The organism is Limnohabitans sp. (assembly GCF_023910625.1).
Classification (GTDB): domain Bacteria; phylum Pseudomonadota; class Gammaproteobacteria; order Burkholderiales; family Burkholderiaceae_C; genus Limnohabitans_A.
In genome coordinates, this window is the sequence record NZ_JAAVVW010000003.1 from 1,602,058 (window position 1) to 1,621,638 (window position 19,581).

Genomic DNA, 19,581 nt, shown 5'->3' on the forward strand with positions numbered 1-19,581 from the left:
GCCCATGGATGACACGCAACTGCTGCGCTATTCGCGGCACATCCTGCTCAACGAACTGGGCATCGACGGGCAGGAAAAACTGCTGGCTTCACACGCCCTCATCATCGGCGCAGGCGGCCTGGGCTCACCGGTCAGCCTCTACCTGGGCAGTGCAGGCGTAGGCCACATCACCGTGGTCGACCACGACCACGTCGACGCCACCAACTTGCAGCGCCAAATTGCCCACACGCTGGATCGGGTGGGTCAATTCAAAGCCGATTCGGTGCGCACGGCGATTGCGCAAATCAACCCCGATGTGCGCGTCACCCCCATCACCCACCGTGCCGATGCGGCCTTGCTGGACACCCTGGTGGCCCAGGCCGATGTGGTGCTGGACTGCAGCGACAACTTTGAAACCCGCCAGGCCGTGAACCTGGCCTGTGTGCTGCACCGCAAACCGCTGGTCTCGGGCGCAGCCATCCGCATGGACGGGCAGGTCTCGGTATTTGACAGCACGCAGCCCGATGCGCCCTGCTACGCCTGCATCTTCCCCCCCGAGCACCAGCCCGAAGAAACCCGCTGCGCCACCCTGGGCGTTTTCGCTCCATTGGTAGGCATCATTGGCTCTGTGCAAGCGGCCGAGGCCCTGAAGATTCTGAGCGGCATGGGCAGCCATATGGCTGGACGTTTGCTCATGCTCGACGGGCGCGAACTGTCGTGGACCGACATCCGCATGCAGCGCAACGCGGCATGTCCGGTGTGCGCGGCGCACCGCCAGGCTTGATCGAATTTGCTGAACCGACCATTCGCCCCCGGTGGCCGCCTCTCACAAGGGAGCTTACCAGCGTCTTTGGACGCCCCTCCCGCTTTCGAGTCCCTGCAAACTGTCAAGCGCCATGGCAAGTGCCGTTGAATTTCCTGAAAACGGGTGGTGGCATGGCAGCCCCAGGAGCTGCAAAAACCCCTATTTTTTGTTTTTGTGCCTGGCGCTGCAAGCCTGCATAAAGGCCTTTGCCGGTGTGGAACTTGTAGGCCCAAGCCATACCCGAGCGCACCATCTCGGCCCCCAAGTCCACGCCGTCCACCGACAAACGCCCAATCTGTCGACCATAGCTATCCTGGCCATGATCCAGCACCTGCACCGACTTGCGCAGCGCCAGTTGAATCATCGCGCTGCGCGCTTCGGCCCCACCGGGCTGGCAAGGCTCAGGGGCATCAATGCCTTGAATTCGCAACTTGACGGGCTCGTGATGGCCTTCTCGCACCAGGAGCACCGTGTCGCCGTCCATGACCCAACTCACCCAAGCCGTCCAGACCTCAGCAGCCTGCCCTCCACATGGCAGTGCCAAAGTCAGCGTCAAGCTGAACAAACGACCCAACCTGTACAAAAAAAGCTCGTCAATCGAAGTCATACGCTGGAATATAGACAAGGGCATTACGGTATTACGCGGGGATGATTGATGACATACATTGTCAGTCAAGCCACTGCATTGTGGCTTGACTTTCGCTTTCAGCAAGAGCCTTTGAGTCCTGCACCAAAGACACGCACACGTCTTCGATCCAAAGCAACTCCAGAAACAGCTTCCGCCACTTCTGCCTGGACTACCCTGCCCAAGACATGTCTCAGTGCTGAAGCCCCGGCGGCTAAGATCGGGCATGCCTGATATGCAACGATTTTTGACATTCCGCCAATGGCCGCGGTTGACCGCAACTCTGGCCCGCACCGAAGTGGTGGCGGGTTTGACGGTGGCGCTGGTGATGATTCCCCAAGCCGTGGCCTATGCGGGCCTGGCGGGCATGCCGCTGGTCACCGGGCTTTACACCTGCTTGATCCCGGCGCTGTTGGCCGTGCTGTTTGGCAGCGCCAACCGCTTGTCGGTGGGCCCGGCAGCGCTCACGTGTGTGCTGATTGGTGCGTCTCTCACGGGCATGGCAGAGCCTGGCTCCGCCGAATGGGTGGCGTTGGCGGTGTGGTTGTCACTGCTGTCGGGGGCCATTCAGCTGCTGCTGGGATTGGGCCACTACGGTTGGTTGATCAATCTGGTCAGCGCCCCGGTGATGATGGGTTTCACCCAAGCCGCGTCTTTGCTCATCATGGCGTCGCAAGTGCCTGGCTTGCTGGGCGTCAAAACCTGGAGCTGGGATGTGCAAAGCTGGCCTGTTTGGCTCAGCGGCTGGCCGGCGTGGTTTGGGCTGGGCAGTCTGGCCATCTTGCTGCTGCTGCGCCACTTCAGGCCGCGATGGCCTGGCATCATGATCGTGATGGGCATGGCGTCGGCATTGGCCTATGCCACCAATTACCAGGAGCACGGCGCGGTGGTGGGTTTGCTGCCCTCGGGCCTGCCTGACTTTTACTGGCCCGAGTGGCCGGGGCTGGACACCCTCAACCAACTTTGGGTGCCCGCCATGGTGATTGCACTGGTGAGCTTTCTGGAGACGGCGTCCAGTGCCCGCATCGAATGCCGCCGCGATGGCAAGCGCTGGGACGACAGCACCGAGCTCTTCAGCCAAGGGTTGGCCAAGCTGGCCTCGGCTTTTTCGGGCAGCTTTGCCACCAGCACTTCGTTTTCACGCTCGGCCCTCATGCTCTATTCCGGCGCACGCTCAGGCTGGGCAGTGGTGGCTTCGGTAGGTTTTGTGCTGTTGGCTTTGCTGATCCTCATGCCCGCGCTGCAATTTGTGCCGCGCTCGGTGATGTCGGCTGCCGTGATCGTGGCCGTGCTCAACCTGTTGCAGCCCCGCCAGTTTTTCAACCTCTGGCGTGTGGGCCGCATCGAGACCATGACAGCAGGCATTACCTTTGCCATGACCCTGCTCACGGCACCACGCATTTACTGGGGCGTGATGACCGGCGTGCTGGTGGGCCTGAGCCACTTTTTGCACACCCGCTTGCACCCGCGCATCATAGAAGTGGGCCTGCACCCCGATGGCAGCCTGCGCGACCGGCATCTGTGGAAACTGCCGCCCTTGGCTCCCCAGTTGTACGCGCTGCGCATGGACGCCGAACTGGACTTTGCCGCGGCCCGTGACTTCGACCGTGCCATCACCGACCACTTGGCCCAGCACCCCGATGTGAAACATGTGGCCCTGTTTGCCCAGCCGATCAACCGGATCGACGTGACCGGAGTGGAAACCTTTGGCCAATTGCACCGTCAGTTGGCCAGCAGGGGCATCAGCTTGCACATCAGTGGGATGAAGCTGCCGGTGGAGACGACTTTGCGACGGGCGGGCGAGCTGCGCGAGAGCCCGCACATCAACCTCTACCGCACCGACGCAGAAGCCCTGCAGGCACTCAAAGCGCTGGAACCGCTTCCAGCCGACATCGCCGCAGCCGCTATCTGATCGACCACGCAGGTCCGGGCCTCAGGCCAGCGCTTTTTCAAACTCCGACAAGCGTTTGTAGATGGATCTCAGCTCGGTGATGTCGGTCCAACGCTCAATCAGGTAAGAAAAGGCGTCGTTCACTTTGTTGAAGGCATTGCTCACCTGCTGGATTACCCCCAAAGTGATCAAGCCGGTGAACAGCGATGGCCCCATCAAGAGGAATGGAAAGATCACCATCATCTGGCTGTACAAATTGCTCCACAGGTGAAAGTAGGCGTAGTGGTTGAACAACCTGAAATTGTTCAGCCGCACCCCGGTGAACAACTCCAGCACCGTGGGCAAATGCATGCGGCTGCGATCATCTTCGGCAAACACCAGGTCCTTGCGCAGTGCGGCCTCGGTCCTTTGGTTGTTGTACTCCAGCCCTGGCAGGCGTATGCCCACAAACCACGAAATGACGGTGCCGCCCAGCGCCGTGATCAGCGCCACCCAAAACAGCGAACCCTCAAACTGCAACCAGGCAATCGCCATGCCCGCGGACAAGGCCCACAAAATCGGAATGAAGGACAACAGCGTGAGCAGCGCACGAACCAAGCCCAGTCCCAGGTTTTCGGTCTGGCGGGCAAAGCGCATGCAGTCTTCCTGAATCCGCTGCGAAGCGCCCTCTACGCTGGCATCGGTGCCCTGCCAGCGCGGCAGGTACGCCTCGGTCATGGCCTGACGCCATCGAAAAGCGAAGTGGGACGCCAAATACGTCTCGAGGCTGCGCAGCAACATGAACGGAAAAGCAATCCACGCAAACTGCCACATGAAGCCCCAGAACTTCTCCAGCCCGCCGGCCTGCTCGGGCTTTTGCAACAGGTCATAAAACTCGCCGTACCAGGCGTTGAGCTTGACGGTCTGCTGCACCGTGATGAACACCAGCGCCACCAAGACCAACAAGCCACCCCAAGCCCACAAGGCCCAGCGGCGTGAAAGAAAAAAACTGCGGAACATGGGCTCTTTCGTTCAGGGGTTGACGCTGTCGACCGTCTCGGTCTTGAAGTCGGCGGGCAGCACCACTTCGAGCAATTCCAGGTCTTCGCTGTGCCCCAGTTCGCGATGCCGGATGCCTGGCGGCTGGTGCGCACACGAGCCCGCTTCCAGCCGTACCGCGCCCTGCCCTTCGTATTCAAACTCGATCCAGCCCTTGAGCACATAGACCAGCTGGAACTCGGTGTGGTGCAAATGCGGCTGGCTGGAAAAATCATGCCCTCCGGCGGCGCGGATCACGCTGGCCGTGACACGCCCCTGCGTGGCCTGGTTGAGCCCCAAATCACGGTACTCAAAAAACGAGCGCAGACCGCGCTCGAACTGCGCATCTTTGGCGTGCGTCACCACAAAACCTTGCGTTGTCATGGGCATCACCTGTGAACTTGGCCGAATTGATTTGAACAATCATGTCCATCCTAAGGCCAAGTGACCTTGATTCACTGCACGGGCGAAACCTTTGTCTGTCACCCCGGGCGAAGACCCGGGGTCCATCACCCTTGCAGGCATGGCAACGCGTGCCGATGGGCATCTTCCCAGATCACCTGGCCCTTACGAATTCAAGCTCAAGTGGTATGCGTAGTACTTTTGATCACGCGCCCAGCCCATGGACTCGTACAAGGCTTGTGCAGGCAAGTTCTGCACATCCGTGTTCAAGGACAAGCGCACAGCGCCCAGTTGGCGCGCATGGTCGGCAGCGGCTGCCAACAAAGCCTCGCCCACGCCCAAGCGCCTGGCCGTAGGTGCCACGAACAGATCATTGAGCACAAACACCCGCGCCATCGACACGGAAGAAAAGCTCGGGTAAAGCTGGGTGAAACCCACAGCTTGGCCTTGTACTTCAGCCAACAGCACCACCGATTGCCCATGCTCAAAGCGCGCCTGCAGAAAAGTCCTTGCAGCCACGCCATCGCTGGGCTGTCCATAAAACTGGCGATAGCCATCAAACAGGGTGACCACGGCATCGAGGTCGGCCAACACCGCTTGACGGATGGTGATTGAAATCATGTTTTTTCCTTTTCTACAGATTGGACGTTGTAGGCTCGCATGGCTGAAGCCACCTGCGAAGCCTCGGTGGTGTCATCGGGGTAAAAGCGGTAACTGGGCGCCACGATGGCGATGACGGATTTCACATGAACCACCAACACGCTTTGGATGGTGAAGCGCTGGCCCACCATGGCCAGCAGCGGCTTGGCCCAGGTCGAAAATTCGGCGTCGGTTGCACGCACCTCGCGCGCAGTACCCAAAAGTTTGAAGCCCTTTTGCACGAACACATCCACAAAGCTCAAACACACCTGCGGGTGCTGCGCGATGTTGCGCGCACTGATGGGCGAAGCGATGTGCGCCACCACCACATGCTGGTCGTCGGCAATCGCCCAGACTTCTTTGGGCGAGACGTTGGGTTGACCCTCGGCATCCACCGTGGCCAGCCAGCACAGCACACTGCGGTGAGCGGCTTCGCGAACGGCGTCCGTCAAAGTAGCCTGCAGAGGACTCATAGACAGTCCACCTTCACTGTGATCACTACATCACGCAGCAGGTCAGACTTCAAAGTAGACCTCGCTGTGAGCCACGGCCGTGACCCTGGGGCCGAAACTGGAGATGTTGGTGAGCGTGGCGTTGTGGTGCGCAATGACCTGCTGAGCACTGATGGCGGCATTGCCAGACGAGGTGTGCGCATCGGCCACCAGCACCACTGGATAACCCAAGGCCAAGGCTTTGCGCGTGGTGGTGTCTACACAAAACTCGGTGTGCATGCCGCACACCACCAAGTCCTTGACACCCAAGGCCTGCAACGCTTCATGAAGTCCTGTGCGCAAGAAAGAGTCTGGCGTGGTTTTGCGAATGCGCCGATCACCGGCCTGTACCTGCAAGCCCGTTGCCAATTGCCACTCAGGGCTGCCGTACTCCAGGTAGCCGGCACTGGACTCGTGTTGAACGAAAAACACCGGCACGCCTGCAACGCGTGCACGGTGTGTGACCGCGTTGATGCGCTCTATGGTGCCGGGACAATCGTGCGCGGCATCAGGGCCTTCGCACAGGCCTTGTTGAACATCGATGACGAGGATGGCGGTTTGCATAAGTAATTTGGTAGAGGTCAAAAGGGAAAAAGCAGATGGCCTGAAAAAAAGGGAAGCCCAAAAGGCGGGCCAAAATATGCCCGCTGAAGTCAAGCCTGCGTATGCGTCTTCAACCAATCCCGCAAGGCAGCGTCAACACGGGTTTGCAAGCCTTGGCCCGTTGCACGAAAGGCACCAACGACATCAGGCGACAAGCGAATGGTGATGCGCTCTTTGGTGCTGGCAGTTTTAGGACAGCCGCGCAGTTTGGCCTGCAATGTTTGTGGCAACGCATCAAAACGAACTGGCTGCTTGAACATGTCGGATGTCCACTCGGGATTGTCTTGGTCTGACTTTTGAGGATTTGGTTTCTTTTTCAGCGCTTTATGGCGGTGGCCTCAAAGCCGTCCGGCGCGGCGGGCTGGTTCATGCACATGCAGAAACTTCGTGTACAGGTCACGCGGCGGTGCGACCGAGATCGACTTGAGCACTTGACCCACATTGCCCCGGTGGTAAGCGCCGTGGGTGATGATGTGCAAGAGCATTTCTTCCCGCGTCATCAGGCCAGCGTCACCGTCGGTGAATTGAAATGCCAAGGACTCGGCCGCTTGCTGGGCCGTCAAGCCAGCGGCATAGGCCTCGAACCAGGCATCGGTTTGCGCCACTTTGAAGTGAAGTTCGGCCAATGCGGGCGTGGCGTCGGTGTTGGTAGCGCTGAATCCATGGGCTTGGCCCCTCAAATGCGCTTGGAAAATGCTGTCCACCACATAGATGTGGTTCAGGGTGCGAATCGCCGTATGCAGGGCGACAGTGTGGCTTGGCGTGTCCACATCGGCCAACACATTGAACAACTCGTTGTTGGCCCAGGTCTTGTGGGCAAAAAGCGATTGGAGGGTTTTCACGACTACAAGTCTCCACTTTGTGATGCCATTTCATTGGGGTCTGAGCACATTGGCCAGTCCAAAATAGGAATCACATTGTATTGCTTTCAACCCTTGGCGACGCCCAAGGCGGCGTTCTAAGCCGCCTCATGCCGTCACGATCCACCCCTCCAGCGGATCACACGGCGGCAAGCCGTATTGCGGGTGCCCGGCTTCGTGCTGCTGCTGCGCCCAGGCCGCTTGCATCAGGCACAGGGTGGCATCCAGCGCGTCGCCGCTGGCGTCGTCGGCCAGACGGCCCAGCAGCGCGTTGCTAGCCACCAGGCGCAGGCCCAGTCGGGTCTGGCCGCGCTCCAGTGCGCCCAGCAATTCGCGCCGGGCCAACAGACGTTCCGGCGTTTGTTTGGCTTTGTCGTCGCTCTTGTAGCTGCGGTTGCCCAGCACCTCGCGCGCCAGCAGGCCAGGGTAAGCCTCCAGCGCCACGCGGCGGGCGTCGCCTGCGTGCAAGCCGGGCAGGTGCACACCCGCTTGGCGCAAAAGCGGCACACCCGCGTGCAGCATGTAGGCCACGGGCGGGTTGACCCATTTCATGGAGGGGCTGGAGCCGGCGGGCCGGTCGGCGGCGCGGTGGGCAAACTTGCCGCCCAAGGGGCGGGCGTTGCAAAAGGCTGCAAACTGCTCGCGAATTTGGGCGCGCTCCAAGGCGTAGTAATGGTCCATGCAGGCGGCCCAGTCGGTGGGCCAGCCCAGGGTTTCGACCAGCTCTCGCGGCAGGCCAAAGGGCAAATCAAAGCCGCCCACCCAGTCGGCAGGCTGCGCCAGCCATTCGCCAAAGGCGGTCAGCGTGTCAAAGGTTTGCAGGCCTTGCAGTAGCACCCTGCCCTGCCGGGCTTGGCCCAGCGCCAGCACGATGGGTTTGCGTTTGCTGGGGCTGCCGGAGAAGTCGCAGCCAATGAGCTGCATGCTTTCAGGCGCGCCCGATGATGGACGCGGTGGCCATCAGCTCTTCGAGCAAGGCCAGTGAAACTTTGCCCGACACGTTATACGGGTCCAGCTCGGCCCGCTCGGAATATTTGAGCAAGATGTTGGTGTTCACGCGCGAGGCGTCGACCTGGCCCATGGTCCAACCACCGAAGCGGCGCTCAGAGATTTCTTCGTAGTGCAACAGCACCACATCCTTGTGACGCGCATCTTTCTGGATGTGACCATACAGATCGCTCACCGCATTGCGCCCACCTTCGATGGCCTGCAAAAAGATGCCGCCGCCATAACACAGGATGCCGGTGATCCCGCTGCTCGGGTTGAATTGACGAGATTGAGCCAGGATGGCATCGATGGTCTCAGGACAAGGATCGACGGTGCGGCTGGCGTAAAGCAAACGGACCAACATGGTGTCAACTCCTTCCGGGAATCAATGACAAGAATTCACGGCGCAGGTTCGCGTCTTTGAGGAAAGCACCGCGCATGACCGAGTTGATCATCTTGCTGTCCATGTCCTTCACCCCGCGCCAGCCCATGCAGTAGTGGCTCGCTTCCATGACGATGGCCAGACCATCGGGCTGGGTTTTGCGCTGGATCAGGTCAGCCAGTTGCACCACGGCTTCTTCCTGAATCTGCGGGCGGCCCATGATCCACTCGGCTAGGCGAGCGTACTTGGACAGGCCAATCACATTGGTGTGCTCATTGGGCATCACACCGATCCAGATCTTGCCGATCACAGGGCAAAAGTGGTGGCTGCAAGCGCTGCGCACGGTGATGGGGCCAACGATCATCAGCTCATTGAGGTGCTCGGCGTTGGGAAATTCGGTGATCTCGGGGCCTTCAACATAGCGGCCCTTGAAGACTTCTTTCAGATACATCTTGGCCACCCGGCGGGCGGTGTCGCCGGTGTTGTGGTCGTTGACGGTGTCGATCACCAAGCTGTCGAGCACGCCCGACATTTTGGCGGCGACCTCGTCGAGCAGTTTTTCCAGCTCGCCGGGTTCAATGAATTCAGCAATGTTGTCGTTGGCGTGGAAGCGCTTGCGGGCAGCCTGGATGCGCTCGCGGATCTTGACGGAAACGGGTACGCCTTCGTCTTCGGGTGGGGCGGCAGAAGCAGTCATGGCGTCTGGGGCTTTCATTAACATATCAATGATCGTAACAGTGATTGGCAAGCACCCCCACATGGACATGAAACGCCCATGATGAGCTTGGGTGACTTCTGGTCAGTACCGATTTCCGCTCAAGAACAAGGCCAAACGCATCAAGCCAAACGCAAACCGGTCGAGCAGCCTTTGGTGCCAAGGCCTTTGGACATAGCCCGCAGCCAGTACCGGCTTGCTTTGTTGCTCGATGGCCCAATTCAGGCGCTGGTACAACTGCTGTGCAAAGGCTTTGTCGACCACCACCACATTGGCTTCCCGCGCCAATAACAAGCTCAGCGGATCAAGGTTAGACGAACCCACCGTGGCCCAGGGCCTGTCGCTGTCCGGGTCCACCACGGCCACCTTGGCATGCAAAAAGCTGGCGGTGTACTCGTGAATGTCGATACCTGCATCCAGCAAAACTCCATAAACCGGACGTGCTGCATGGTATTGCATGAAATATTCATAGCGCCCCTGCAACAGCAAGCGCACCCGTACACCCCTTTGTGCCGCATGCATCAGGGCCTTGCGCAAGCGCCGACCAGGCAAAAAATAAGCATTGGCGATCACGATTTCATGCCGCGCCGCACCGATGGCCTTCAGGTAAGCGCGTTCAATTTGACTGCGATTGCGGACATTGTCACGCAGCAAAAGCCCCGCTTTGGTCACCCGCAGTTCTTTGGGCGGCTCGGCGCTTTGCCCCCAGGGCGAATGCAGTCCCGCAGCCCGAAACGAGCTGAAAGCCTCCGGAAAATGTTGCTGCCGAACATGCCGCACTCCCTCAATTCGCCACCACAGTTGTGACATGGTCTCTTGTATTTGCTGCACCAAGGTGCCTTTGGCACAAACGGCAAAGTCCAGTCGGGGTTGAACCAGGGGGCCGTGGTGCGGGTCGTACCAATCGTCAAGCATGTTGATGCCCCCGCAAAAGGCCAGATGCCCATCGATCACGCACAGCTTTCGGTGTAGCCGCCGCCAACGGCTGGGGATCAACAAGCCCCAAGTGCCCAAGGGAGAATACACGCGCCAGTCCACCCCGGCACGCGCAAAACGCGCCCGCCACTCGGGCGGCAGACCCGATGTGCCCACACCATCAACCACCACCCGCACGCGGACTCCACGCGAGGCTGCTCGCTCCAGGGCCTCAGCCACCAGGGTTGCAGCACCATGGAAGTCAAAAATATAGGTTTCAATGTGGACTTGCGACTTGGCCTGCCCCAAAGCCGAAATCAACGCTTCAAAATAGGCTTGGCCACCTTCAATCAGGTGAATCTGATGACCGTCTCGCAAGGGCGGGCTATTGCGCATGCTCAGTCCGTCCAGGCGAAATCGGCGACCAAAGGCAGGTGGTCCGACATACGCTGCCAGATTCGCCCTGAAGGAGCCATGGCATGAACCGGCATCAAGCCACGCGCATAAACATGGTCGAGTTGGTTGAGCGGAAAACGCGAGGGATAGGTGGGCGTGGGTCGTTCGCGCCACTCGTGAAAGCCCGCGCCCGCCATGCGTCGCCCGAGTCCAGTACCCCAGTCATTGAAGTCACCCGCCACCAGCACTGGCGCATGGAGCGGGATGGTTTGCTCAATAAAAGCCAACAATTGCACCACCTGGCGCAAGCGGCTGGCAGGCATCAGTCCCAGATGCACCACGATCACATGCACCACGCGGTCAACCACTTGTACTTCGGTGTGCAACAAGCCACGCTGCTCGAAACGGTGGTCCGACATGTCCTGGTGCTGGTGTGACAGCACGGGCCAACGTGAGAGCAAGGCATTGCCATGCTCGCCATGGCGGGTGATGGCGTTGGTGCGATAGACCGACTCATAACCTTCAGGTGCCAGGTACTCGGCTTGCGGCTGGCTGGGCCAGTGCGAAAAGTAGCGCTCTTCGCGGCGGTGCATGCGCCGCACCTCTTGCAGGCACACGATGTCTGCATCGAGCTGCTCAACCGCATGGCCCAGATTATGGATTTCCAGACGCCGCACTGGCCCAAGCCCCTGCACACCCTTGTGGATGTTGTAGGTGGCCACGCGCAAAATAGGGTGTTCGTTCCGCTTAGGCATCACAGGCCAATCTGGTTCTCGAAATGCGGCAGCATGAGGATGGCCTCGGCATTGGAGGCCGAAAAACAATGGTTTGCTGCGACCTGCCAAGGCAGCCATTGCCATTCGGTGTGCTCGGTCGAGCTCAAGGTGATGGGAGTTTGATCAGGCACGCTCAGTCCGAACAGCCGTTCCGTATTGCGGCTCACCTGTGGGTGGTAACGCCAGCGCCAAGCGGGGTAAATGTCATAAACGTTTTCCAGATGCCAGTCTTGCAAATGGTAAGGAGGATGCCGCGCATCGATGCCTGTTTCTTCGAGCACCTCTCGCATCGCCGTGTCGGCCCAGTTTTCTTCCGGGGAATCCTTGCTGCCCGTGACCGACTGCCAAGTGCCCGCATCGGCCCGGCGAATGAGCAAGACTTGACCGCTGGGGGTATAGATCACCACCAACACAGATTCGGGAATTTTGTAGGTCATGGAAGTCACAGCAGCCATTCTAGGCAGCCCGAGGCGGGCCAGGATTGAGCCAGGTGGACATCCACCCCGCCCGCCGCCGTCTGATCACGCTGATGTATTGAGAGGCACGCCATTCGCGGCATGGGCCATCTGCATGAGCGGGTCGCAAACGCCCAGAGAGGCATCGCCAGTACACGCAGAAAACCCCTTTTATGTTCTTTGCCCCATAATACGATTGTGTTTGTCATGAAAAACAGCACAAGTCAGGTGATCGGTCAGTTTCGCGCGCTACGGCGGCAGTTTTCAGTTTGTTGTGCTTTCGGGACCCCATCGCTTTGTTTTTTTGTATTTCTGAGGAGTCCCCCATGGGCAATAAACTTTACGTCGGCAACCTGCCGTACAGTGTTCGCGACGAAGACCTGCAACAGGCTTTCGGAGAATTCGGCGCCATCACCAGCGCCAAAGTCATGATGGAACGCGACACTGGTCGCTCCAAAGGTTTCGGCTTTGTCGAAATGGGCAGCGATGCTGAAGCCCAAGCCGCTATCGCTGGCATGAATGGCCAGTCTTTGGGTGGTCGCAGCATCACTGTGAACGAAGCCCGTCCGATGGAGGCACGTCCTCCCCGTTCCGGTGGTTTCGGCGGCGGCGGCGGCGGTTACGGCGGTGGCGGTCGCTCCGGCGGCGGCTACGGCAGCGATCGCTCCGGCGGTGGCGGCTACGGCGGTGGCGGCGGCGGCCGCGGCGGCTACTGAACACTGCAAACCGCGCAAACGGCATCGATGCCGTTTCAAAACTTTTAGCTCAGCTTCGTGCTGAGCTCAGACCTCAAAGGCTTCAAGACTTCGGTTTTGAGGCCTTTTTTGTGGATCGTTCCGACTTGGCATGCCAGTGATGCACTTTGTGGGCCCGCCGGGAATTGCGCCAGCCCATTTGCCGATAACCTAGACCACAAAGGTGCACCACAACTGACAACGCCACCCGAAGGTGGCGTTGTCAGTTGGCAGGATTTAGCGCAGCTTAGGCAGCTTTGGCAGCGTCCACGTTGCGCAAACGGATGTGCAGCTCGCGCAATTGCTTCTCATCCACCGGGCTCGGAGCTTGCGTGAGCAAGCATTGGGCACGTTGGGTCTTGGGGAAGGCAATCACGTCGCGGATGGACTCGGCACCGGTCATCAAGGTCACAATGCGGTCCAAACCGAAGGCCAAACCGCCGTGCGGAGGCGCGCCATATTGCAAGGCGTCGAGCAAGAAGCCGAACTTGAGCTGCGCTTCTTCGGGTGTGATCTTCAGGGCGTCAAACACTTTTTGCTGCACGTCAGCACGGTGGATACGCACCGAGCCGCCGCCCATTTCCCAGCCGTTCAAGACCATGTCGTAGCCCTTGGAAATGCACTTCTCGGGGGCGGTGACCATCCAGTCTTCGTGGCCATCTTTGGGCGCGGTGAAGGGGTGGTGCACAGCGGTGTAGCGCTGGTTTTCGTCGTCGTATTCGAACATCGGAAAGTCGACCACCCACAGCGGGGCCCAATGGTTTTCGAACAAACCGTTGGCTTTGCCGAACACGCTGTGGCCGATCTTGATGCGCAGCGCGCCGATGGCGTCGTTGACGATTTTTTCCTTGTCGGCACCAAAGAAAATCAAGTCGCCGTTCTTTGCACCCGAACGCTCCAAGACGGCGTTGAGCGCTGTGTCGTGGATGTTTTTGACAATGGGCGATTGCAGACCGTCACGACCCTTGGACAGGTCGTTGACACGGATGTAGGCCAGGCCCTTGGCGCCGTAGATCTTGACGAACTCGGTGTAGGCGTCGATCTCGCCACGGCTGATGCCGCCGCCTTCGACCGAACCCCCCGGCACGCGCAAGGCCACCACGCGACCGCCCTTCATGTTGGCAGCTCCCGAGAAGACTTTGAAGTCCACATCTGCCATGACATCGGTGACCTCTGTGAACTGCAGTTTCACACGCAGGTCGGGCTTGTCAGAGCCATAAAGGTGCATGGCGTCCTGGTAAGTCATCACCGGGAACTCGCCGAGGTCCACGCCGATGGTTTTGAGGAACACGCGTTTGATCATGCCCTGGAACATGTCCCGAATTTCTTCTTCGGTCAGGAACGATGTTTCGATATCGATTTGAGTGAATTCAGGCTGGCGGTCAGCACGCAAGTCTTCGTCGCGAAAGCACTTGGTGATCTGGTAGTAGCGGTCGAAGCCCGCCACCATGAGCAATTGTTTGAACAACTGGGGCGACTGGGGCAAGGCAAAAAACTGGCCATCGTGCACGCGGCTGGGCACCAGATAATCACGCGCACCTTCGGGCGTGCTTTTGGTGAGCATGGGGGTTTCGATGTCCACAAAACCGTTTTCATCTAGGTACTTGCGCACTTCCATGGCCACTTTGTAGCGCAGCATCAGGTTGTTTTGCATGTACGGGCGGCGCAGGTCCAGCACGCGGTGCGTCAGGCGGGTCGTCTCGGACAGGTTGTCTTCGTCGATCTGAAACGGGGGCGTGACCGACTCGTTCAGGACGATCAGCTCATGGCACAGCACCTCGATCTTGCCGCTTTTGAGGCCTTCGTTGGTGGTGCCATCGGGGCGGGCACGCACGATGCCTTTGATCTGCACGCAGTATTCGTTGCGCACCTCTTCGGCCACCTTGAACATGTCGGGGCGGTCCGGGTCGCACACCACCTGCACATAACCTTCGCGGTCGCGCAGGTCGATGAAGATCACACCGCCGTGGTCACGGCGGCGGTTGACCCAGCCGCACAGGCTCACGGCTTGACCGGTCAGGGCTTCGGTCACCAGACCGCAATAGTGGGAGCGCATGGACATGTTGTACTTTCTGAAAACGCAGGAACAGTTCGAAAAAAGAGGGCTTCAGGTGGCTTGCGGGGTCTTCAAGGCATCCGCCCCAGGTTTGGCTGCACGAATGGGGGGCACCATCACGCCCATGGAGATGATGTATTTCAGGGCGTCGTCCACGGTCATGTCGAGCTCGACCACATCTGCCTTGGGCATCATCAAAAAGAACCCCGATGTCGGGTTGGGAGTGGTCGGCACATACACACTGACCATGGGCTGGTTCATATGGGTGACCACTTCACCGCCGGGGGTGCCCGTTAAAAAGGCCACGGTCCACGAGCCTTGCCGGGGGTATTGCACCAACAGCGCCTTAGAAAAGGCATGGCCGCTGCCCGAAAACAAGGTGTCTGCCACTTGCTTGACGCTGGTGTAGATGCTGCGCACCACGGGGATGCGGTTCATCATGCCGTGCCATTTGCGCAACCACCACTGACCAAACATATTGGCCACAAAGACACCAGTGGCAAAGATCACCACCGCCACAATCAGGACCCCCAAGCCAGGCACCCCACGAAGGTATTCGGCGCTGGCATGGATCCCCGGAATGAGGGTGTCAGCGGCGTGGAGAACCGCCAGGAAGATGGCATCGAGCACCCCGACCAACCACATGATCACCCACACCGTGATGCCCATGGGAAGCCACACCAACAAGCCGGTGATGAAGTACTGTTTGAAGCTGCGTTGGATCATGAGGGCCAATCGGTGGGGGCTCAGTGCGACTCAGTGGCAAGCACAAGACGTCGCACAGGCGCTGTTGCTGGTGGAAGCTGCAGAACTCGTCTCGCCGCCCACTGCAGGCGCTGGGCTGGCCACGGCATCGGTGGCTGCTGCTGCAGGGGCTGCTGCTGCCGATGCACCTGATCCCTTGAAATCCGTGGCATACCAGCCGGTGCCCTTGAGTTGAAAGCCAGGTGCCGTGAGTTGTTTATGGAATTTAGGGGCTCCACAAGCCGGGCAGTCGGTCAGGGGCGCATCGCTGATTTTTTGCAGAACATCCTTGGCATGGCCGCAGGCGTCGCATTTGTAAGCGTAAATGGGCATGAAAAGCCTTTGACGGTGATGCAAGAAAACCTTCAATTATAGGCTTGACATCGCCCTGCGAGGCTTTGACGCTTATCGCTGCCCCCCACACTCAGGGGCAGCGGTTGAGACGAATCAAAGGCCGGATGGGGATTTATCGGCGTGACCCAAGGCGCTGGCGATGGACTGCCCTCGGTTCGGAATCACCGTGGGGGTCAAGGAGCCCATCAACATACCAACAATGGAAGCGGCCAGGCCCAGCAAGTTGGCGGGTACCAGGGTCTCGGGTGCCAGGAAATTGAACACCAGCCAAGTGCCCACCCCCAGCACCACCGAGAACAAAGCGCCCTGGGTGTTGGCGCGCTGCCAAAAAGCGCCCGCCACCAGCGGCACAAAAGCCCCGGTCAGGGTGACGTTGTAGGCGTTTTGCACCATCTCGTACATGGTGCTGGTGCTGTTCATGGCGAACACCAAGGCGCAAGCCGTGAAGGCGACCAAAATGATGCGCAAGAGCAGCAAGAACTGGCGGTCGCTCATGTGGGGCACAAAAGGCTTGAGCACGTTTTCGGTGAAAGTGGCCGTGGGGGCCAGCAAAGCCCCGCTGGCGGTTGACAAAATGGCCGAGAGCAAGGCACCAAAAAACATGATCTGCGCCCACATGGGCATCTGGCCCAACACCAGATCAGGCAGGATGCGTTGGATGGCGCGGGCATCTTCCGAGTCAAACAAGGCCTTGAGCTCGGGGTGGGCGATCAGCGCCGCGTAAGCGATGTACAGGGGAATGAAAGCGATCACAAAGTACATCAGACCGCCAATGAGTGTCCCACGCACGGCGGTTTTTTCATCCTTGGCACTGGTCATGCGCTGAAACACATCCTGTTGCGGGATGGAACCAAAGGCGAATGCAAAAAAAGCACCCGCCATGGCCCACCAGGCGGCGGCATCCATATCGGCTGGGAACATGTCGAATTTGCCATCGGCTGCGGCCTGTGCCACCACTTTGTCGAATCCGCCCGCATTGCCGCCCACCAGCAAGGCCACTGCCATCAACCCCACCACGATCACCACCGTCTGCAACAAGTCGGTGAAGGCCACTGACCACATGCCACCAAAGACGGTGTACAACAACACCACGGCCGCGCCCATCATGATGGCGTGGTTCAGGTCAATGACCCCAGACGACAGCACATGGATCACCAGACCCAGTGCCGTCAATTGCGCCGAGGTCCAGCCCAGGTAAGACAAAACAATCGCCACGCTGGTCAGCACCTCGACCGACTTGCCATAGCGTACTTTGTAAAAGTCGCCAATCGTCAGCAGGTTCAGGCGGTAAAACAGCTTGGCAAACAACAGCGCCGCCAGCACCAGGCAGACGGTGGCACCAAACGGGTCACCGGGAATGCCATTGAGGCCATCCTTGGCAAAGGTGGCCGACACCGACAAGACGGTCTCAGCCCCGAACCAGGTGGCGAACACCGTGGCCACGTTCATGTAAAGGGGCAAACTGCGCCCTGCCACCAGATAATCCTTGGCCCCGTGAACCCGGCGCGCAGCCAACAAGCCAATGCCGATGGTCACGGCCAAATAAGCGATCACAAAAGTCAGCAGCACCTTCGTCTCCTCCAGGATTGGAACTTATGAAAAAAGATGCAGGTGCATGCCCACCTGCATAACGAGCAAGGAGAACACAAAGCCCAGCCCGGCGTAAATTAGGGTTTGCAGTAATTTGTTGGTTCGGCGTTGCTCGGCCAACAACTGCTCGATCTGCCGCGTGTCGTTTTTCTGCGGCTGCTGCAAATAGCCGTGCAGCAAGCGAGGCAACTGCGGCAGCAGTTTGGCGTAGAGCGGCGCCTGCGACTTGAGTTCTTCCCACAGCTTTTTGGGACCGATTTGCGCCAGCATCCATTTTTCGAGGAAAGGCTTGGCCGTGCTCCACAGGTCCAGCTCGGGGTCCAAGTCGCGACCGAGGCCCTCGATGTTGAGCAGGGTCTTTTGCAGCAACACCAGTTGCGGCTGGATCTCGACCTGAAAGCGGCGCGAGGTCTGGAACAGGCGCATCAGCACCATGCCCAGCGAAATTTCCTTGAGCGGGCGGTCGAAGTAAGGCTCGCACACCGCACGGATGGCCGACTCCAGCTCATCCACCCGCGTCTCAGGCGGTACCCAGCCGGACTCGATGTGCAGCTCGGCCACGCGCTTGTAGTCACGGCGGAAAAACGCGGTGAAGTTTTGCGCCAGATATTCCTTGTCGTACTCGGTGAGCGTGCCCACGATGCCGAAGTCCAGCGAGATGTAGCGGCCGAAGGTCTCCGACGCCAAGCTAACCTGGATGTTGCCGGGGTGCATGTCGGCGTGGAAAAAGCCATCGCGAAACACCTGCGTGAAAAACAAGGTTACGCCATCGCGGGCCAGTTTGGGAATGTCCACGCCCGCTGCACGCAAGCGGTCCACCTGGCTGATGGGCACGCCATGCATGCGCTCCATGACGATGACCTCCGGGTGGCAAAAGTCCCAGATCATCTCGGGGATCAGCACCAGATCAAGCCCTTGCATGTTGCGGCGCAACTGCGCGGCGTTGGCCGCTTCGCGCACCAGGTCCAGCTCGTCGTGCAGGTATTTGTCAAACTCAGCCACCACCTCGCGAGGCTTGAGTCGTTTGCCATCAGTGCTCAGACTCTCCACCCAACCAGCCATCATGCGCATGAGGCTGATGTCTTTGTCAATGACGGGCAGCATCCCTGGGCGCAAGACCTTGATCGCCACCGCGCGCACCACGCCCCCTTTGCCGCGCAAAGTGGCAAAGTGGACTTGCGCGATCGAAGCACTGGCCACAGGCTCGCGCTCAAAAGTCTCGAAAATGTCATCCACCTTGCGGTTGAAAGCCCGCTCGATCGACGCCACCGCGATGGCCGAGCTGAAAGGCGGGACCCGGTCTTGCAGCTTGGCCAACTCCTCTGCGATATCGGGCGCCAGCAAGTCACGACGCGTGGACAACACCTGGCCGAATTTCACAAAAATCGGGCCCAGGCGTTCGAGCGCTTCACGCAGACGCACCGCCCGGGGCGAGCGCAGGTCACGACCTACCGAAAGCACACGGGCCAGCAGGCGAATCCAGGGCTTTTGAAAACTGGAGAGCACCAGCTCGTCCAGGCCATAGCGCAAGACGATGAAAATGATGAAGGCACCGCGCCCGAGACGGCCCCAGCGCATCATGCTACGCTGCCCGTTCGCAGCCCGGTACCTGGCCGCTGGGCGACAAAACTGCGCAAAGCAGTCACGGCCTGCCTTGCGGCTTGCGCCAGGGTGTGGGCTGGGGCGTCGCCGATCAAGCGGGCCAGGTCCTCTTCGGCATCCCAGCGCACATGGTCGATCAACCAGTTGACCTCGGCAGCCAGTTGCACATCGCCTTCGATGCGAACTTTGGGTTTGTCACCCCGGGCCAATGCCGTAGCCATTGAGACGGGTGACTCTTCGGTCACTGTCAGGCGAAGGTCAAAGCCCTCGAAGTGACCATGCTCAAGCAAGCCTGCGGGGGTAGGCGTCAGTTGCAGCCGCATGCGCTGCCAGACCAGTTCGATGCGCTGGCCTTTTTGCCTGGCCAAGCGGGCCCTGGCCTCGGACTCACTCATCAAGACATGGTTGAGGAACAACACCAAGCGGTTGATCGTTTCATCCACCAACCAAGTGGGGGGCTGAAACTCTTGCGTGAAGCGTTGCAGCATATCGGGGAGTGCCTGAGCGGCCCAAGAAAAAGGGGACTGTGTTGCCATAGTCCCCGATTATTCCCGAAAGCACAG

At 59.5% G+C, this 19,581-nt stretch carries 23 protein-coding genes; 3 read left to right on the top strand and 20 right to left on the bottom strand.

The window, feature by feature from the left end; translation table 11 throughout:
• Positions 1-4: 4 nt before the first annotated feature.
• Positions 5-763 (top strand): molybdopterin-synthase adenylyltransferase MoeB, encoded by a 759-nt coding sequence (moeB, locus tag HEQ17_RS10980; protein WP_296292785.1) that lies wholly within the window; start codon positions 5-7, stop codon positions 761-763.
• Between the two features lie 103 nt (positions 764-866).
• Here moeB and HEQ17_RS10985 read toward each other — a convergent pair whose 3' ends face one another.
• Positions 867-1,391, bottom strand: a complete 525-nt coding sequence (locus tag HEQ17_RS10985; RefSeq protein WP_296292786.1) for a thermonuclease family protein — start codon at positions 1,389-1,391, stop codon at positions 867-869.
• 244 nt (positions 1,392-1,635) lie between these two features.
• On the opposite strand from HEQ17_RS10985, the gene HEQ17_RS10990 reads away from it, so the two are divergent.
• Positions 1,636-3,321, top strand: a complete 1,686-nt coding sequence (locus HEQ17_RS10990; RefSeq protein WP_296292787.1) for a SulP family inorganic anion transporter — start codon at positions 1,636-1,638, stop codon at positions 3,319-3,321.
• A 21-nt stretch (positions 3,322-3,342) separates the two neighbouring features.
• Here the strand turns inward: HEQ17_RS10990 and HEQ17_RS10995 are convergent, their stop codons facing one another.
• From HEQ17_RS10995 to nudB, 13 genes are all read right to left on the bottom strand, one after another.
• Complete coding sequence (locus HEQ17_RS10995) at positions 3,343-4,299, bottom strand: putative transporter (RefSeq protein ID WP_296292788.1); 957 nt, start codon at positions 4,297-4,299, stop codon at positions 3,343-3,345.
• A 12-nt stretch (positions 4,300-4,311) separates the two neighbouring features.
• Positions 4,312-4,701 (bottom strand): cupin domain-containing protein, encoded by a 390-nt coding sequence (locus HEQ17_RS11000; RefSeq protein ID WP_296292789.1) that lies wholly within the window; start codon positions 4,699-4,701, stop codon positions 4,312-4,314.
• 183 nt (positions 4,702-4,884) lie between these two features.
• The gene (locus tag HEQ17_RS11005; protein ID WP_296292790.1) at positions 4,885-5,340 is read right to left on the bottom strand and encodes a GNAT family N-acetyltransferase; all 456 of its coding nucleotides are present in this window, start codon (positions 5,338-5,340) and stop codon (positions 4,885-4,887) included.
• Positions 5,337-5,831, bottom strand: a complete 495-nt coding sequence (locus HEQ17_RS11010) for a pyridoxamine 5'-phosphate oxidase family protein (RefSeq protein WP_296292791.1) — start codon at positions 5,829-5,831, stop codon at positions 5,337-5,339. Before HEQ17_RS11010 ends, HEQ17_RS11005 begins: the two co-directional genes overlap by 4 nt.
• A 42-nt stretch (positions 5,832-5,873) precedes the next feature.
• Positions 5,874-6,413 carry a cysteine hydrolase family protein gene (locus HEQ17_RS11015; RefSeq protein ID WP_296292792.1) on the bottom strand — a complete coding sequence of 180 codons (540 nt, stop codon included), beginning with the start codon at positions 6,411-6,413 and terminating at the stop codon, positions 5,874-5,876.
• A gap of 89 nt (positions 6,414-6,502) precedes the next feature.
• Entirely contained in the window at positions 6,503-6,772 is a 270-nt protein-coding gene (locus HEQ17_RS11020) for a BrnA antitoxin family protein (protein ID WP_296293736.1), read from the bottom strand.
• Between the two features lie 18 nt (positions 6,773-6,790).
• Positions 6,791-7,294 (bottom strand): DinB family protein, encoded by a 504-nt coding sequence (locus tag HEQ17_RS11025; protein ID WP_296292793.1) that lies wholly within the window; start codon positions 7,292-7,294, stop codon positions 6,791-6,793.
• Positions 7,295-7,420: 126 nt separating this feature from the next.
• The gene (locus HEQ17_RS11030) at positions 7,421-8,236 is read right to left on the bottom strand and encodes a DUF429 domain-containing protein (protein WP_296292794.1); all 816 of its coding nucleotides are present in this window, start codon (positions 8,234-8,236) and stop codon (positions 7,421-7,423) included.
• Positions 8,237-8,240: 4 nt separating this feature from the next.
• Positions 8,241-8,663 carry a BLUF domain-containing protein gene (locus tag HEQ17_RS11035; RefSeq protein ID WP_296292795.1) on the bottom strand — a complete coding sequence of 141 codons (423 nt, stop codon included), beginning with the start codon at positions 8,661-8,663 and terminating at the stop codon, positions 8,241-8,243.
• Positions 8,664-8,667: 4 nt separating this feature from the next.
• Positions 8,668-9,396, bottom strand: a complete 729-nt coding sequence (folE, locus tag HEQ17_RS11040) for a GTP cyclohydrolase I (RefSeq protein ID WP_296292796.1) — start codon at positions 9,394-9,396, stop codon at positions 8,668-8,670.
• A gap of 84 nt (positions 9,397-9,480) precedes the next feature.
• Positions 9,481-10,707 carry a cardiolipin synthase ClsB gene (gene clsB / locus HEQ17_RS11045; protein ID WP_296292797.1) on the bottom strand — a complete coding sequence of 409 codons (1,227 nt, stop codon included), beginning with the start codon at positions 10,705-10,707 and terminating at the stop codon, positions 9,481-9,483.
• 2 nt (positions 10,708-10,709) lie between these two features.
• The gene (locus HEQ17_RS11050) at positions 10,710-11,462 is read right to left on the bottom strand and encodes an endonuclease/exonuclease/phosphatase family protein (protein WP_296292798.1); all 753 of its coding nucleotides are present in this window, start codon (positions 11,460-11,462) and stop codon (positions 10,710-10,712) included.
• Entirely contained in the window at positions 11,462-11,920 is a 459-nt protein-coding gene (nudB, locus tag HEQ17_RS11055) for a dihydroneopterin triphosphate diphosphatase (RefSeq protein WP_296292799.1), read from the bottom strand. Before nudB ends, HEQ17_RS11050 begins: the two co-directional genes overlap by 1 nt.
• A gap of 344 nt (positions 11,921-12,264) precedes the next feature.
• Between nudB and HEQ17_RS11060 the strand changes: the two genes are divergently transcribed.
• On the top strand, positions 12,265-12,654 hold the full coding sequence (locus HEQ17_RS11060; protein ID WP_296292800.1) for an RNA-binding protein: 390 nt from the start codon (positions 12,265-12,267) through the stop codon (positions 12,652-12,654).
• A gap of 265 nt (positions 12,655-12,919) precedes the next feature.
• Here HEQ17_RS11060 and aspS read toward each other — a convergent pair whose 3' ends face one another.
• The 6 genes from aspS to HEQ17_RS11090 all read right to left on the bottom strand — a co-directional run bounded on the left by aspS (position 12,920) and on the right by HEQ17_RS11090 (position 19,554).
• Positions 12,920-14,734, bottom strand: coding sequence for an aspartate--tRNA ligase (gene aspS, locus HEQ17_RS11065; protein ID WP_296292801.1), 1,815 nt, complete (start codon positions 14,732-14,734; stop codon positions 12,920-12,922).
• Between the two features lie 45 nt (positions 14,735-14,779).
• Positions 14,780-15,454 (bottom strand): DUF502 domain-containing protein, encoded by a 675-nt coding sequence (locus tag HEQ17_RS11070; protein ID WP_296292802.1) that lies wholly within the window; start codon positions 15,452-15,454, stop codon positions 14,780-14,782.
• Positions 15,455-15,484: 30 nt separating this feature from the next.
• Entirely contained in the window at positions 15,485-15,805 is a 321-nt protein-coding gene (locus HEQ17_RS11075) for an FmdB family zinc ribbon protein (protein ID WP_296292803.1), read from the bottom strand.
• 114 nt (positions 15,806-15,919) lie between these two features.
• Positions 15,920-17,395, bottom strand: coding sequence for a sodium:solute symporter family protein (locus HEQ17_RS11080; RefSeq protein ID WP_296292804.1), 1,476 nt, complete (start codon positions 17,393-17,395; stop codon positions 15,920-15,922).
• A 24-nt stretch (positions 17,396-17,419) separates the two neighbouring features.
• On the bottom strand, positions 17,420-18,997 hold the full coding sequence (gene ubiB, locus HEQ17_RS11085) for a ubiquinone biosynthesis regulatory protein kinase UbiB (RefSeq protein WP_296292805.1): 1,578 nt from the start codon (positions 18,995-18,997) through the stop codon (positions 17,420-17,422).
• Positions 18,994-19,554 (bottom strand): hypothetical protein, encoded by a 561-nt coding sequence (locus tag HEQ17_RS11090; protein WP_296292806.1) that lies wholly within the window; start codon positions 19,552-19,554, stop codon positions 18,994-18,996. Before HEQ17_RS11090 ends, ubiB begins: the two co-directional genes overlap by 4 nt.
• Between the last annotated feature and the right edge of the window lie 27 nt (positions 19,555-19,581).

Coding starts and splice junctions, on each gene's coding strand:
- moeB (WP_296292785.1), top strand. CDS start 5: ATGGATGACACGCAACTGCTGCGCTATTCGCGGCACATCCTGCTCAAC.
- HEQ17_RS10985 (WP_296292786.1), bottom strand. CDS start 1,391: ATGACTTCGATTGACGAGCTTTTTTTGTACAGGTTGGGTCGTTTGTTC.
- HEQ17_RS10990 (WP_296292787.1), top strand. CDS start 1,636: ATGCCTGATATGCAACGATTTTTGACATTCCGCCAATGGCCGCGGTTG.
- HEQ17_RS10995 (WP_296292788.1), bottom strand. CDS start 4,299: ATGTTCCGCAGTTTTTTTCTTTCACGCCGCTGGGCCTTGTGGGCTTGG.
- HEQ17_RS11000 (WP_296292789.1), bottom strand. CDS start 4,701: ATGACAACGCAAGGTTTTGTGGTGACGCACGCCAAAGATGCGCAGTTC.
- HEQ17_RS11005 (WP_296292790.1), bottom strand. CDS start 5,340: ATGATTTCAATCACCATCCGTCAAGCGGTGTTGGCCGACCTCGATGCC.
- HEQ17_RS11010 (WP_296292791.1), bottom strand. CDS start 5,831: ATGAGTCCTCTGCAGGCTACTTTGACGGACGCCGTTCGCGAAGCCGCT.
- HEQ17_RS11015 (WP_296292792.1), bottom strand. CDS start 6,413: ATGCAAACCGCCATCCTCGTCATCGATGTTCAACAAGGCCTGTGCGAA.
- HEQ17_RS11030 (WP_296292794.1), bottom strand. CDS start 8,236: ATGCAGCTCATTGGCTGCGACTTCTCCGGCAGCCCCAGCAAACGCAAA.
- HEQ17_RS11035 (WP_296292795.1), bottom strand. CDS start 8,663: ATGTTGGTCCGTTTGCTTTACGCCAGCCGCACCGTCGATCCTTGTCCT.
- folE (WP_296292796.1), bottom strand. CDS start 9,396: ATGAAAGCCCCAGACGCCATGACTGCTTCTGCCGCCCCACCCGAAGAC.
- clsB (WP_296292797.1), bottom strand. CDS start 10,707: ATGCGCAATAGCCCGCCCTTGCGAGACGGTCATCAGATTCACCTGATT.
- HEQ17_RS11050 (WP_296292798.1), bottom strand. CDS start 11,462: ATGCCTAAGCGGAACGAACACCCTATTTTGCGCGTGGCCACCTACAAC.
- nudB (WP_296292799.1), bottom strand. CDS start 11,920: ATGACCTACAAAATTCCCGAATCTGTGTTGGTGGTGATCTATACCCCC.
- HEQ17_RS11060 (WP_296292800.1), top strand. CDS start 12,265: ATGGGCAATAAACTTTACGTCGGCAACCTGCCGTACAGTGTTCGCGAC.
- aspS (WP_296292801.1), bottom strand. CDS start 14,734: ATGTCCATGCGCTCCCACTATTGCGGTCTGGTGACCGAAGCCCTGACC.
- HEQ17_RS11070 (WP_296292802.1), bottom strand. CDS start 15,454: ATGATCCAACGCAGCTTCAAACAGTACTTCATCACCGGCTTGTTGGTG.
- HEQ17_RS11075 (WP_296292803.1), bottom strand. CDS start 15,805: ATGCCCATTTACGCTTACAAATGCGACGCCTGCGGCCATGCCAAGGAT.
- ubiB (WP_296292805.1), bottom strand. CDS start 18,997: ATGATGCGCTGGGGCCGTCTCGGGCGCGGTGCCTTCATCATTTTCATC.
- HEQ17_RS11090 (WP_296292806.1), bottom strand. CDS start 19,554: ATGGCAACACAGTCCCCTTTTTCTTGGGCCGCTCAGGCACTCCCCGAT.